At 70.0% G+C, this 13,722-nt stretch carries 14 protein-coding genes; 8 read left to right on the forward strand and 6 right to left on the reverse strand.

The window, feature by feature from the left end:
• Nucleotides 1-2: 2 nt before the first annotated feature.
• From pstA to CRO12_RS09535, 4 genes are all read right to left on the reverse strand, one after another.
• Nucleotides 3-1,301 carry a phosphate ABC transporter permease PstA gene (gene pstA / locus CRO12_RS09520; protein ID WP_097063808.1) on the reverse strand — a complete coding sequence of 433 codons (1,299 nt, stop codon included), beginning with the start codon at nt 1,299-1,301 and terminating at the stop codon, nt 3-5.
• Nucleotides 1,294-2,667 carry a phosphate ABC transporter permease subunit PstC gene (gene pstC / locus CRO12_RS09525; protein WP_097064272.1) on the reverse strand — a complete coding sequence of 458 codons (1,374 nt, stop codon included), beginning with the start codon at nt 2,665-2,667 and terminating at the stop codon, nt 1,294-1,296. Before pstC ends, pstA begins: the two co-directional genes overlap by 8 nt.
• A gap of 7 nt (nt 2,668-2,674) precedes the next feature.
• Nucleotides 2,675-3,715 (reverse strand): substrate-binding domain-containing protein, encoded by a 1,041-nt coding sequence (locus CRO12_RS09530; protein WP_097063809.1) that lies wholly within the window; start codon nt 3,713-3,715, stop codon nt 2,675-2,677.
• A gap of 75 nt (nt 3,716-3,790) precedes the next feature.
• Complete coding sequence (locus tag CRO12_RS09535) at nt 3,791-4,981, reverse strand: ATP-binding protein (RefSeq protein ID WP_097063810.1); 1,191 nt, start codon at nt 4,979-4,981, stop codon at nt 3,791-3,793.
• Between the two features lie 91 nt (nt 4,982-5,072).
• Between CRO12_RS09535 and CRO12_RS09540 the strand changes: the two genes are divergently transcribed.
• The 5 genes from CRO12_RS09540 to CRO12_RS09560 all read left to right on the forward strand — a co-directional run bounded on the left by CRO12_RS09540 (nt 5,073) and on the right by CRO12_RS09560 (nt 8,064).
• On the forward strand, nt 5,073-5,480 hold the full coding sequence (locus CRO12_RS09540; RefSeq protein WP_097063811.1) for a hypothetical protein: 408 nt from the start codon (nt 5,073-5,075) through the stop codon (nt 5,478-5,480).
• Nucleotides 5,481-5,568: 88 nt separating this feature from the next.
• Nucleotides 5,569-5,952, forward strand: a complete 384-nt coding sequence (locus CRO12_RS09545; RefSeq protein WP_097063812.1) for an endonuclease domain-containing protein — start codon at nt 5,569-5,571, stop codon at nt 5,950-5,952.
• Nucleotides 5,949-6,215: an HPr-rel-A system PqqD family peptide chaperone gene (locus CRO12_RS09550; protein WP_097063813.1), complete on the forward strand. Its 267-nt coding sequence runs from the start codon at nt 5,949-5,951 to the stop codon at nt 6,213-6,215. The genes CRO12_RS09545 and CRO12_RS09550 overlap by 4 nt, the downstream gene beginning before the upstream one ends.
• Entirely contained in the window at nt 6,212-7,072 is an 861-nt protein-coding gene (locus tag CRO12_RS09555; protein WP_097063814.1) for an HprK-related kinase A, read from the forward strand. The genes CRO12_RS09550 and CRO12_RS09555 overlap by 4 nt, the downstream gene beginning before the upstream one ends.
• Entirely contained in the window at nt 7,057-8,064 is a 1,008-nt protein-coding gene (locus CRO12_RS09560; RefSeq protein ID WP_097063815.1) for a nucleotidyltransferase domain-containing protein, read from the forward strand. The genes CRO12_RS09555 and CRO12_RS09560 overlap by 16 nt, the downstream gene beginning before the upstream one ends.
• On the opposite strand, the gene CRO12_RS09565 is transcribed toward CRO12_RS09560, so the two are convergent.
• Nucleotides 8,006-8,704: an HAD-IA family hydrolase gene (locus tag CRO12_RS09565; RefSeq protein ID WP_097063816.1), complete on the reverse strand. Its 699-nt coding sequence runs from the start codon at nt 8,702-8,704 to the stop codon at nt 8,006-8,008. The two genes, CRO12_RS09560 and CRO12_RS09565, sit on opposite strands and share 59 nt — an antisense overlap.
• Before the next feature lie 80 nt (nt 8,705-8,784).
• Here CRO12_RS09565 and glmU point away from each other — a divergent pair, with 80 nt between their 5' ends.
• The 3 genes from glmU (at nt 8,785) to CRO12_RS09580 (ending at nt 12,983) form a co-directional block, all read left to right on the forward strand.
• Nucleotides 8,785-10,131, forward strand: coding sequence for a bifunctional UDP-N-acetylglucosamine diphosphorylase/glucosamine-1-phosphate N-acetyltransferase GlmU (gene glmU / locus CRO12_RS09570; protein ID WP_097063817.1), 1,347 nt, complete (start codon nt 8,785-8,787; stop codon nt 10,129-10,131).
• A 1-nt stretch (nt 10,132) separates the two neighbouring features.
• Complete coding sequence (gene glmS / locus CRO12_RS09575) at nt 10,133-11,956, forward strand: glutamine--fructose-6-phosphate transaminase (isomerizing) (RefSeq protein ID WP_097063818.1); 1,824 nt, start codon at nt 10,133-10,135, stop codon at nt 11,954-11,956.
• Between the two features lie 616 nt (nt 11,957-12,572).
• The gene (locus tag CRO12_RS09580; protein WP_097063819.1) at nt 12,573-12,983 is read left to right on the forward strand and encodes a hypothetical protein; all 411 of its coding nucleotides are present in this window, start codon (nt 12,573-12,575) and stop codon (nt 12,981-12,983) included.
• Nucleotides 12,984-13,350: 367 nt separating this feature from the next.
• Here CRO12_RS09580 and CRO12_RS09585 read toward each other — a convergent pair whose 3' ends face one another.
• Nucleotides 13,351-13,551 carry a hypothetical protein gene (locus tag CRO12_RS09585; protein ID WP_097063820.1) on the reverse strand — a complete coding sequence of 67 codons (201 nt, stop codon included), beginning with the start codon at nt 13,549-13,551 and terminating at the stop codon, nt 13,351-13,353.
• Nucleotides 13,552-13,722 lie beyond the last annotated feature (171 nt).

Raw genomic sequence — 13,722 nt, forward strand, 5'->3', positions numbered from 1 at the left:
GGTCACCAGCGGGTCTCGAACTTGTTGCGGAGGTAGATGGCAGCTGCGTTCATCGCGAGCAGGAAGGCGAGCAGCACGATGATGGCCGCGGACGTCTTCTCCACGAACCCGCGGCTGACCTCGTCCGACCAAAGGAAGATCTGGACCGGCAGCACCGTTGCCGGATCGGCGAGGCCGCCCGGCGGGCTGGCGATGAAGGCGCGCATGCCGATCATCAGCAGCGGTGCCGTCTCACCGAGCGCGCGGGCCATGCCGATGATCGTGCCCGTCAGGATGCCGGGCAGCGCAAGCGGCAGGACGTGGTGGAACACGACCTGGATGCGGCTTGCGCCAATCCCGAAGGCGGCGTCGCGGATCGACGGCGGCACCGCCTTGATCGCGTTGCGCCCGGCGATGACGATCACCGGCATGATCATCAGCGCGAGCGTGAGCCCGCCGACCAGCGGGGCGGAGCGGGGCAGGTGGAGCGTGTTCAGGAACACCGCGAGCCCGAGCAGCCCGAAGATGATGGAGGGTACCGCCGCCAGATTGTTGATCGATACCTCGATCAGGTCGGTCCAGCGATTACGCCCGGCATATTCCTCCAGGTAGATCGCCGACAGCACGCCGACCGGGAAGGCGACCAGCAGCGTCACCGCCATGGTCAGCAGCGAGCCCTTGAGCGCCCCCCAGATGCCGACCGCGCCGGGATCGGTGGCGTCGGCGCGGGTAAAAAAGTCCCAGTTGATCGCTGTGGAGAGGAGGCGCAGACCCTCCAGCCGCGCGACCACTGCTTCGTCGTCCGCGCGTCCCGCGCCGCGCGCAGCCGCGTCGATGCCGCTCGAGGCGGGCACGTCGATCGCGGTGCGACGCGTGAGCAGGCCGGGATCGGCCAGGACCGCGTCGCGAACCGTTAGCCACGCGCGATCGGCGATGTAGCGGTCGCCACCCTCGCCAAACGCCTGCACCGCCGCGCGCCCGACCGCACCCTGCAGCCCCGCGCCGGCGAGCGCGAGGTCGGCGCCGGAGCCGCGTAGCTGCCCGCGGGTGACCGGAAGGTTCAGCGCTGGAAAGTCGATCGACAGCCGGACGTCCGTGCGCTGGAAACCACCCAGGCCGCTCGACAGCATGGAGGCGAGCAGGACAAGCAGGAAGCCGCACGACAGCGTCACCGCGGCAAGCCCCAGCAGCCGGAAGCGGCGCTCGGCCGCGTAGCGGCGGCGGATTCGGCCGCGCATGGCATCGGTGCGCCAGTCGGTCGGCGCCCGCGCCGCGGGCTCCGCCCCGATGGCGGGGGCGCCGGCGACCAGGGTGCTACTCATAGGCCTCCCGGTAGCGTTTGACGACGCGCAGCGCGACGATGTTGAGGAGGAAGGTGATGACGAACAGCGTGAGGCCGAGCGCGAAGGCGGCGAGCGTCTTGGCGCTGTCGAACTCGGCCTCGCCGGTCAGCAGGTCGACGATCTGCTTGGTGACCGTGGTCGCGCTCTCGAACGGGTTGAGCGTGATGGTGGCGGCGCCGGACGCGGCCATGACGACGATCATGGTCTCGCCAATTGCGCGGCTGACCGCGAGCAGGATGCCCGCGACCACGCCCGGCAGCGCGGCCGGCAGCAGCACGCGGCGGATCGTCTCGTTGGTGGTCGCGCCCATCGCGAGGCTGCCGTCGCGCATCGCGGTGGGAACCGCGGCGATCGAGTCGTCGGCCATCGACGACACGAACGGGATGATCATCACGCCCATCACGAGCCCGGCCGACAGCGCGCTTTCCGAGCTGGCGTAGGGCATACCGAGGGCCACCGCGATCTGGCGGATCGCGGGACCGACGGTCAGCGCCGCGAAATAGCCGTAGACCACGGTCGGCACGCCGGCCAGGATCTCCAGGCAGGGCTTGACCCAGCGACGGACCCGGGGATGCGCGTACTGGGTCAGGTAGACCGCGCTCATCAGCCCGAGGGGGATCGCGACGATCATCGCGATCACCGCACCGATGAAGAAGGTGCCCCAGAACAGCGGCACCGCGCCCAGCGACGCGCCGGGATCGCGCTGCGAGATGACCTGCGGGCTCCACGTCGTGCCGAAAAGGAAGTCGGTGACGGGCACGATCGCGAAGAAGCGCGCGCTCTCGAACACCAGGCTGAGGAAGATGCCAAGCGTGGTGAGGATCGCGATCAGCGACGCGACCAGCAGCGCCAGCATGACACCGCGCTCGACCTGGGCCCGCGCGCGGAACAGCGGCGTGATGCGGGAGAGCGCATAGGCGGCACCCGCAACGGCGAGCAGCACCACGATCCCGGCGCCGATCCAGCGATAGAAGGACTGCGCCTGCGCGAAGACCGGCGCCAGCGCCTCCGACTCGTCGTAGAAGGCGCCGTAGCCGCGACCGAGCGCGAGGCTGCGCGCCTCCGCCAGGATCGAGTCCCGCTCGAACCCGCCCGCCGGCAGCACGGCGGCGGCTGGGTCGGCGAGGACGGAGGCGGTGACCAGCGACGGGCTGAGCGCCGCCCAGATCGCAGCGAAGATCAGCGCCGGCACCACCGTCCAGAGCGCGACATAGGTCGCATGCTGGCGGGGGCGCGAGTGGAGCTGGGCCCCGCCGCGATCGAGCGCGATCGCCCGTGCCCGCGCGCTCAGCCACGCGATCAGGCCGAGGCCGAGCACCAGGAAGAGGAGCGCGAGCGGGTTCACGGCGGCGTCAGTGCAGCTGCGCCGGATCGAGCGCCTGCCCGCCCGCGACCACCGCGGCGGCGCGCGCACGGACCTCCGGCCCGGCGGCGATCAGCCCGCGGCGCACCAGCGGGCCGTCCGGCCCCCAGGCGCGGGCATAGTCGGCCAGGAACTCCTTCAACCCCGGCACCGCGCGCAGGTGCGCCTTCTTGACGTAGATGTAGAGCGCGCGGGCGCCGGGATAGCGGCCGGAGGCGATCGACTGGTAGGTCGGCGCGACCCCCTCCAGCGGCACGCCGTGCAGCGCGCCCGCATTCTCCTCGAGATAGCTGTAGCCGAAGATGCCGATCGCGTTCGGATTGGTGGACAGGTTCTGGACGATGAGGTTGTCGTTCTCGCCCTTGTCGACGTAGGCGCCGTCGTCGCGCATCTTGGTGCAGCGCTCGGCATAGGCGTCCGGATCGCGGTCCTTCAGCGCGCGGGCCTGCGGGTCGTTGGCCTCGCAGGCGGGCATCAGCACGAGCTCGGCAAAGGCGTCGCGGGTACCGCTGGTGGAGGGCGGGCCGTAGACCTGGATCGGCAGCGCGGGCAGCGCCGGGTTGACGTCGCTCCAGCGCCGGGCGGTGTTGCGGCGGCCGTTCGGGCTGGCGGCGAGCGCCAGATACACGTCGCGGCGCGACAGCTGGAGCTTCGGTCCGTTGTTCGACTCGGCGAGCGCGATGCCGTCGGTGCCGACCTGCACCTCCATTACGTCCGCGACGCCATTCGCCTGGCAGGTCCGGAGCTCGGTCGCGCGCATCCGGCGCGATGCGTTGACGATGTCGGGGTGCTGCGGGCCGATCCCCGCGCAGAACAGCTTCACGCCCGGCCCGGTGCCGGTGGACTCGATCACCGGTGCCTTGGCGTCCGGGCGGCTGTTGACGAAGGTTTCGGCAACTGCGGTGGTGAACGGATAGACGGTGGAGGAACCGACCACCTTGATCTGCTCACGCGTCGTGCCGCCGCCGTCGCACGCCGTCAGTGCCAGGAGCGCGCAGGCGCCGGCCAAGCTACGTCGATGCGCGATCATCCAGAAAACGGTCCCCGCGCCGGCGACTCATCCGCCGGTGCCCGAGGCCCGCCCTGTTGCACTTTGGTTACGTCTTCATGACACGGCGGGCAGCAGCACGGTGACGCTGGTGCCTTCGCCGGGCGTGCTCGCGATGTTGAGCCGGCCGCGGTGGCGCTCGACGATGTGCTTGACGATGGCGAGGCCCAGGCCCGTGCCGCCGACCGCGCGGCTGCGGCTGGCGTCGACGCGATAGAAGCGCTCGGTCAGGCGCGGCAGGTGCTCGGGTGGGATGCCGTCGCCCTGGTCGCGCACCGACAGGGCGATCATGCCTGCCGCTTCCCGCGCGATGGTGATGTCGACCGGAGTGCCTGCCCGGCCGTACTTCATCGCGTTGCCGATGACGTTGTGGAGCAGCTGCGACAGCTGCGCGCGGTCGCCGGTCACGCTCGCGGGGGCATTCGCGTCGAGGTGCAGGTCCTCGCCCCGCACGCCGCCAGCGGTCGCGAGCTCGCTGCACACCTCGCGCGAGAGCGCGATGAGGTCGATCAGCTCGGCGGGCGGGCGGAACTTTTCCGCCTCGATCCGCGACAGCGACATGAGGTCGGCGACCAGCCGTTCCATGCGCCGCGCTTCGTCGTCCATGATGCCGAGGAAGCGGCCGCGCAGGTCCGGATCGTCGCCCGCGCCCTCGCGCAGTGTCTCGATGAAGCCGAGCAGCGAAGCGAGCGGGGTGCGCAGCTCGTGGCTGGCGTTCGCGACGAAGTCGACGCGAATGCGGTCGGCGGCGAGCGCGTCGGTGCGGTCGGCGAGGTGGATCAGGCGACGGTCGCCCTCCACCAGCCGGACGCGCATCTGCCAGTGCTGGGTGCGCGCGCCGAGCCCGACCAGCTCGACCGGCTTGTCCGGCGCGCTCGGCTCGGCCTGGAGCAGTCGCTCGGCGGCGGCCGGGTGGCGTATCGCGAGGCGCACGTCCTCGCCGACGATGTGGTCGCCGAGCAGCCGGCGGGCGGGCGCGTTGGCGGCGCCGACCGCCAGCCCGGAGACGATCAGCACCGGCTCGTCGAACGCCTCCAGCAGTGACTGGATGTCGGGTTCGCGCGCCGGCGGGCCGCCGGGAACGAGCGATCCGCGGTCGTCCGGGCTCGCCCCGAGCAGCACGGACCCGGTACCGAAAGCGAGGATCAGCAGCACCGTCGCGAGATCGCCGCTGACCGCATAGGCGGCAAGCGCACCGCCCGCGACCAGCGCGAGTGCCAGAGCGATCCGAAGCGGCCGTCCCCCCATGGGACGCAGCGCCTAGCGCAGCCGGGCTTGCGGAACCAGCGCTCGCGCGCCTTTACGTTTGAGCAAGGTCGCGGGGCCTACAGGTGAGAGCATGGACGACGAGCGCACGCCCGAGACAGACCAGAGCGCCGGCAGCGCCACCCGCCGCCGCGCGCTGATGCTGGGGGCGGTCGGCGCGTCCGCGATCGTTTCGATCCGCCCGGCGCTGGCCCAGGCGGCGGGTTCGGTCGCCAACTGCGAGATTCCCGTGCCCGATCCGGGCCGCGCCGGCAAGCACATCGCCGCCGACGGCACGCTGGTCGACCCGGGCACGCCCGGCTCGTTCGAGCCCGCGAGCGGCGCGTTCAAGGGAGAGGACGTCAAGCGGGCGCTGGCCGGCGGCACGCTGCCCGGCACCGATTACGAGCGGAGCAAGGCGTACACCAACTACATCCGCCGGTTGCAGTCGGGGCAGAGCGGCTTCACCTGCTTCGCCTCGCTGCAGATGCCGCGGGGGTAGGCGGGGCGGCTGCGGTTACTCCCCTCCCTACAAGGGAGGGGCTGGGGGTGGGTGGACGCTTGCGTAGGGCTTGCTAGGGTCTGAGCCGATGCAGCGCGTGCCACCAGAGCTGACCATCAACACGCGGTCGCTCAGGCGCGATGCCACGCCGGCTGAACGTAAGCTGTGGCGTGGCTTGCGTGAGCAACATCCCCGCTGGACGCGCCAGCATGTCGTTAGCCACTACATACTCGACTTCGCCTGCCGATCGTTACGGATCGGCATCGAGCTTGATGGCGGTCAGCACGCGTTGCAGGTCGAGGCCGACGATCGGCGCACCGCTTACCTTGCCGCAAACGGCTGGTCCGTCCTCCGTTTCTGGAACACCGAGGTGGAGGAAAGTGGCGATACAGTGCTGGCGCAGATCGTCGCAACTGTGGCGCAAGCGTCGACCCACCCCCGACCCCTCCCTTGCAGGGAGGGGAGTGGATGACCCGCTACGTCGCCGCGCCCGCGGCCTCCTTGCGCCTGGTGCCGCTCGACGCGCTGACGCTCGCGTACCATCGGCCGTCCGGGATCACCCACGTGCTCGCGTCGCCGGCCCCGGAGCTGCTCGCCGCGCTGGCCGCGCCGGCGGATCTCGCGACCCTGCTCGCCCGACTTCAGACCGACTACGACCTTGCCGACGCCGACCCCGCGGCACTCGCCGAGCGGCTGGCGGAGCTCGAAACAGCGGGGCTGGTGCTGCGCGCGTGAGGCACGCTCACCACCTCCGCATCGGGCCGGTCGGGTTCCGGATAGGATCGGACTGGCGCGCGCCGATCGATGCGGTCGCAGACCTCTACCGCGACTATCCCGCGCCCGCCGACGGTGTCGCCGACTATACGGTGCGGCTGTTCGCGGCACGGCCGTGGCGGCGGTGGATGCGGCCGGCGATCACGCTCGGCGGCGATTACCTGCTGCCCGACGCCGTGCCGATGCCGCTTGCCTGGGGCGTGCTGGCGGCGGAGATGGCGATGAACCTCCAGCTCGCGCTCGGCGAGCGGCGCTACCTGCTCCTCCACGCCTCCAGCGTCGAACGGGATGGGCGCGCCGTGCTGATGACCGGGGTCTCGGGGGCGGGCAAGTCGACGCTCGCCGCACTCCTGATGACGCGCGGCTGGCGGCTGATGGGCGACGAGTTCGCGCTGCTCGATCCGGAAAGCGGCGCCGTGCATGCCTTTCCGCGGCTGATCAGCCTGAAGAACGAGAGCGTCGGCGTGGTGCAGGCGGCGGTGCCGGACGCCCGCTTCGGTCCGCTGCTTACCGGAACGCCGAAGGGCGACCTGCGCCACCTGGTGCCGGACGCCCGGGCGATCGCGATGGCGGCGGCGCCTGCGACACCGGCGGTACTGCTGTTCCCCAGCTTCGGCTACGCTGCCGCCGAGCGGCCGGTGCCCCCGTCCGAGGCGTTCGTGCGGCTGACGCAGGCATCCACCAACTATACGGCACTTGGAGAGCGCGGGTTCGACGCGCTGACCCGGCTGGTTCAGCGCGTACCCGCGCGCGCTATCGACTATCCCGACACCGCCACCGCGGTCGCGCAGGTGGAGGCGGCATGGGCGGCGGCCTGAAGGACGCGCGGATCCTCGTGGACGCCCTGCGTGATCCGACGAGAACCGCTGCGCTTGAGCCGGAGGGCTGGACGGCGCTGATCGCCTGCGCGCGCGCCGAGCAGCTGGTCGGCACGCTGGCCGAGCGGGTCGCGGGGCTCCCGATGCCGCCGCGCGCGGCCGAGCTGTTGGAGGCCGCGCGCCGCTCCGCCGACACCGGTCGCACCGCTGCCTTGTGGGAGGCGGCGTGCGCCGCCCGCGCGCTCGCGCCGGCCGGGCTGACGCCGATCCTGCTGAAGGGCACCGCCTATGTCGCGGCCGGGCTGAAGGCCGGGGTGGGGCGCTCCATCGGTGACCTCGACATCCTGGTGCCGCGCGACCGGATCGACCAGGCGGAACAGGCGCTGCTCGGCGCCGGGTGGGAGTGGGTCAAGCCGGATCCCTATGACGACGAATACTACCGCCGCTGGATGCACGAGCTGCCGCCGTTGATCCATCGCGAGCGAGACCGGATGATCGACGTCCACCACACGGTGCTGCCGCTCACCGCGCGGATCACGCCGGATGCCGCGGCGATGATCGCCGACGCCGAGCCGGTCGGGGGCGGTCTGGCGGTGCTCGCGCCCGCGGACATGATCTGCCATGCGGTCGCGCACCTGTTCGCCGACGGCGACCTGGCAGGGGGCTTGCGCAACCTGTGGGACATCCGCTGCCTCATTGACGAGTTCGGGACGGACGGCTTGGCGGCGCGAGCCGCGCGGCACGGGCTGGGTCGGGAGCTCGCGCGGGCGGTGCGGCTGGCGGACGCGCTCTACGGTAGCGGCACCGACCTGACGCTCGTCGATCGCTGGTACGTGCGCCGGCTGCTCGCGCGCGATGGCTGGGGGCGGGCGACGCGGCCGGTGACGCGGCTCGCCTTCTACATCCGCTCGCACTGGCTGCGCATGCCGCCGCTCATGCTGGCGCGCCACCTGCTGACCAAGTGGCGGAAAGGCGGGCCAGGACCGGGCTGAGCTGGTCGAAGTGATCGATCACCGCGTCGGCGCCGAGCGTCCCGACCGGCTGGAGCAGGAAGCCGAACGATACCGCCACCGTCGGCAGCCCCGCCGCCTTGCCCGCCTGTATGTCGTAGATCGAATCGCCGACAAACGCGGCGCGCCCGCCGCCCAGCCGTTCGACCAGCGCCAGCACGCCGTCAGGCGCCGGCTTCGACCGGCCCGGCCCCATCGTGTCGCCGCCGATCACCACGTCGAACAAGGGAGCGAGACCGAGTGCGTCGAGCAGCCGCGTGGCGAAGCCCTCGAACTTGTTGGTAACGACCCCGACGCGGGTGCCGCTCGCGCGCAATGCTTCGACCGCCGCGATCGCGCCGGGGTAGGGGCGGGTGTGCACCGCCAGGTGATTGCCGTAGTAGCCGAGCAGCGCCTTGTAGTGACCGCGGAACTCGCTCTCGTCGCACCCGCCGGTCGCGTCCAGCGCCTGGGCGAGCATGTGCTTCGCCCCGCCGCCGATCATGGTCGTGACCTGACCGGTGGTGAGGGCCGGGCGGCCGGCACCGGCGAGCGCGTGGTTGACGGCGGCGGCAAGGTCACCCGAGGTGTCGAGCAGCGTGCCGTCGAGATCGAAGCCGACGATGGCGAAGGGCGAGGTCATGGCCGCCTCTGCTGGCAGCGTCGCTATGGAATTGGCAAGGTCTTCATGGCAGAGCGCCGACCGTGACTGTCCCGACGCCCATGCCGCTCGCCGCGATCATCCTGGCCGCCGGGCAGGGCACGCGCATGAAGTCTGACCTGCACAAGGTGCTGCACCCCCTCGCGGGCCGCCCGATGCTGCTCCACCTGGTGGCGAGCGTCGCCGAGCTGTCGCCGGCGCACACCGTCGCCGTGGTCGGCGCGCGGCGCGAGCAGGTCGAGGCGGCGGTGGCGCCGCACGGCGTCACGATCGCGCACCAGGCCGAGCAGCTCGGCACCGGCCACGCGGTCGCGCAGGCGCGCGCGGCGCTCGACGGCTTCGATGGCGACGTGCTGATCCTCTACGGCGACGTGCCGCTGGTCCGCGCGGAGACGATGCGGGCGATGATTGCGCGGCTCCACGCGGACGACGCGCCGGCGAGTGTCGTGCTCGGCTTCCGCCCCGCCGATCCGGGCGCCTATGGCCGCATCATCGCCGACGGGGACGGCCGCATCGCCAAGATGGTCGAGTTCAAGGATGCGAGCACGGAGGAGCGGGCGGTGATGCTCTGCAACTCCGGACTGATGGCGGTGCGCACAGCCGATCTGTGGGCGCTGCTCGACCGCGTGACCAACGACAATGCCGCGGGCGAATACTACCTGCCCGACATCGTCATGCTGGCGGCGGCGGACGGTCGCTCCTCGGCGGTGGTCGAGACGGCGGCGGACGAGGTTGCCGGCGTCAACAGCCGCGCCGAGCTCGCCGCCGTCGAAGCCCGCTGGCAGGCCGCGCGGCGGACCCAGGCGATGGCGGACGGCGCAACCCTGCTCGCGCCCGAGACCGTGTGGTTCAGCTGGGACACGGCGGTCGGACGTGACGTGCTGATCGAGCAGAACGTCGTGTTCGGCCCGGGCGTGTCGGTGGCGGACGGGGCGACGGTCCACGCCTTCAGCCACCTGGAGGGTGCGAAGGTTGCAGGCGGCGCCTCGATCGGTCCCTATGCCCGCCTGCGCCCGGGCGCGGCGATCGGGGCTGGCGCGCGCGTCGGCAACTTCGTCGAGATCAAGAATGCGGTGTTCGGGGCGGGCGCCAAGGCCAACCACCTCAGCTACATCGGCGATGCGAGCGTCGGCGCGGGCGCGAACATCGGCGCGGGCACGATCACCTGCAACTACGACGGCTTTGGCAAGTACCGGACGCAGGTCGGCGCGGGCGCCTTCGTCGGATCGAACAGCGCGCTGGTCGCGCCGGTCGCGATCGGCGACGGCGCGATCGTCGCGGCGGGATCGGTCATCACCCGCGACGTGCCGGCCGACGCGCTCGGCGTCGTACGCGGCGTGCAGGAGGTGAAGTCCGGCTGGGCTGCGCAGTTTAGGGACAGGATGCGCGCGAGAAAGGCGGCCAAGTAGCATGTGCGGGATCGTCGGGATCGTCGGCGCCGAGGACGTGGCGCCGCGGCTGTTCGAGGGGCTGAAGCGGCTCGAGTACCGCGGCTATGATTCGGCCGGGATCGCCACGCTGGTCGGCGGTGCGATCGAGCGGCGGCGTGCGGAGGGCAAGCTCGCCAACCTCGCCGCGCGGCTCGCCGCCGATCCGCTGCCGGGCACGATCGGGATCGCGCACACGCGCTGGGCGACGCACGGCGCGCCGACGGAGGACAATGCTCACCCGCACATCGTCGGCGAGGTGACGGTGGTCCACAACGGCATCATCGAGAACTTCAAGCCGCTCCGCGACGAGCTGCTCGGCGAGGGCCGCAGCTTCAGCTCGCAGACCGATACGGAGGTGGTCGCCCACCTGATCAGCCGCGAGCTGGAGCGCGGCGCGTCGCCCCAGAAGGCGGTCGCCGCGGTGTTGCCGCGCCTCCACGGTGCCTTTGCGCTCGCTGCGATGTTCGCGGGCCACGACGACCTGCTGATCGCCGCGCGGCTCGGCGCGCCGCTGACGGTCGGCTACGGCGAGGGGGAGAACTATCTCGGCTCGGACGCGCACGCGCTCGCCGGCCTCACGCAGCGGATCGCCTACCTCGACGAGGGCGACTGGGCGGTGCTGACCCGCGAGCATATCCAGGTCTACGATCGCGACAACCGGCCGGTCACCCGCGCGATCGTGCCCTCGGGCGTGTCACCCGCGATGATCGACAAGGGCAACCACCGCCACTTCATGCTGAAGGAGATCTACGAGCAGCCGGTGGTGGTCGCACAGACCCTGCGCTCGTACATCCGCCCGGTCGAGCAGATGGTGGCGCTGCCCGACATGGCGTTCGATCTCGCCGCCGTCGAGCGGGTGGTGATCGTCGCCTGTGGCACGGCGAGCTACGTCGGGATGATCGGCAAATACTGGATCGAGCGGTTCGCGCGCCTGCCGGTCGAGGTCGATGTCGCGTCCGAGTTCCGCTACCGCGACCCCGTGCTGCCGCCGGGCACTTTGGGCGTCGTCGTGTCGCAGTCGGGGGAGACCGCCGACACGCTTGCCGCACTCCGCCACATGAAGGAGAGCGGCGTCACCACCGCCGGCATCATCAACGTGCCGACCAGCTCGATGGCGCGCGAGGTCGACCTGCTGCTCTCCACCCACGCCGGGCCGGAGATCGGGGTCGCCTCCACCAAGGCGTTCACCTGTCAGCTGGCGGTGATGGCGGCGCTGTCGGTCAACCTGGCGCGCGCCAAGGGCCGGCTCGATGCCGAGCAGGAAAGGGCTGTCGTCCGCGCGCTGATCGCCGCGCCCGAGACGATCTCCGCCGCGCTCGCCTATGACGAGGCGATCGCGGGCATGGCCGGCACGATCGCGGGCGCGCGCGACGTGCTCTACCTGGGGCGCGGGCCCGAGTATCCGATGGCCCTGGAAGGCGCGCTGAAGCTGAAGGAGATCAGCTACATCCATGCCGAGGGCTATGCGTCGGGCGAGATGAAGCACGGCCCCATTGCGCTGATCGACGAGGCGGTGCCGCTGATCGTCCTCGCGCCGTCGGGCCCGCTGTTCGACAAGACGGTGTCGAACATGCAGGAGGCCCAGGCCCGCGGCGCGCAGGTGGTCCTGATCTCCGACGCGGCCGGCATTGCCCAGGCCGGCGAGAACACCATCGCGACGATCGAGATGCCGGAGGTTCACCCGCTGATCGCCCCGCTGGTCTACGCGGTGCCGGTGCAGCTGCTCGCCTACCATGTCGCGGTCGCGAAGGGCACGGACGTCGACCAGCCGCGCAATCTGGCGAAGTCGGTCACGGTGGAGTGAGCCTACTCCCCCTCCCTGCAAGGGAGGGGCGGGGGTGGGTCGATGTAGGCGGTACGGCTACGTCGGCGTTCTTGGACAGCTAAGTCCAGGCCTCCATCCACCCCCACCCCCAACTGTCCATTGCAGGGAGGGGAGTGTCCGCTCCACGCCCGTCATCCCGAACTCACTCCGGAGTACACCGAGCGGCAAGCGCACATTCAGAAGAATTGGGCGTTCCCAGCGGCCAAGATGACCCAGGCACGAGGCCGGGGTGGCGGTGGTGAGTGGAACATTCGCTTTCGCCCAATTGCGGACCTTCGCCGTCCTGATAGCTTCACGCCATGGAGACACGGGAGAAGAAAAAACGTCTAGCTGCCGAAACCGCGGTTTATCTGCGGCAGATTGGTCGAAAGGCTCAAAAGGGTCGGGAGCCTAATGACCGCGGGTTTGATCGTAAGCTGGATGAAAAGCTAAGGCGAATGCGGCCTGAAGACGTCGATGCATTGATGCGCGGGGACGATTAAGACGACCCTGCGAATGGCAACTAACCACCAGAACCGGATATATGAGCGGCGCAGCGGCGAACGTCCGCTCTCGCCCAATTGCGGACATGCTGCTTCGCTGACATGCTGCCGGCGTGAGCGCCCTCTTCATTGAGGCCGATGAGCCGCTGCTCGTTTTCCCGTCCATCGGCATCGCTGAACGTGCGCTCGAAGCAGTGGATGTTCGAGATGGCGTGTACGGCCGCGCGTTTGGTCCGGAGGGTGAGACTTTCTCGATCACGGCCGACGACAAGATTGTCGTCATAGAACCGACGTTGGAGCCGCATGATCCAGAAAGCCTCAAAGAGCTGCTCCGGCGCTCGCTGGCGCAAGTCGGAGAAACGATGCCGGGCGATGCTGATCTGCCTACGCTAGTGGCTGCGGCCGAAGCGTTCTGGAACGAGCGCGATCCATACGGCGAGCGCTTCGGATCAGCCATTCCATGGTGGGGCTGCGCAGTTGTCGGAGCGACGTTGGTCATCTTGGCTATTTACATGATGGAATAAGCGAACGTTCGCTTTCCACCACAAGCAGACATCCGCCGACTAGCGCCTACGCCCCCGCTTCTGCCGCGGGCACGATCCCGTCCGCCACAAGTCGGTGAAGTGCGTCGGTATGCCGGCCGTCGCGCGCGGCGGTGGCGTTGAAGGTCATGATCACCGTCAGCGCCAAATTGGGCAGGACGTCGACCAGCCGCGCAACCTGGCGAAGTCGGTGACCGTGGAGTGAGGCGGGCGCTCTGCTGCGGGTAGAGAGCCGAGTGTCTGAGCCGAGCGCTTGCCGCGTTTCCCTCTGGAAAGGGGCGCCTGCTCGACGTAGTGGAGCGAATTCGTCGTTTCGCCGCGATTTCGGCGGTCGTCCGCCTGGCGTGAGCTAACCCGGGTCGGCGTCGAGCCACATCTTTGCGGCGTCGCGAGACAGGAAGAAGTTGAGCGTATTCCCCTGCGAGAAGACGCGGCGCATCTGCATCTTGACGCTGGATGAAACCTCAAGCGCCACGCGATCACCCGGCCGGTAAATTGTCCCGTTCGCCTGCTGGATCCGGGCCTGGCCCTCGATTGAATGCGGCAGCAAGTTGAGCGCGTCGATGAGAACCCGAATTTGGCGCCCCTCTGTTCGTCAGCGATCAACCACCACCTTTTCAGGTGTTAACAGCCGATCCAACGATGGCAAATAAAAATTCCTTCGATCATGATATTTATAACGCCGCCGATACGATCTTCTCGTATGGTATAATAAGGGCGC

The sequence above is a fragment of the Sphingomonas guangdongensis genome (assembly GCF_900199185.1).
In the GTDB taxonomy this organism is placed as follows: Bacteria; Pseudomonadota; Alphaproteobacteria; order Sphingomonadales; family Sphingomonadaceae; genus Sphingomonas; species Sphingomonas guangdongensis.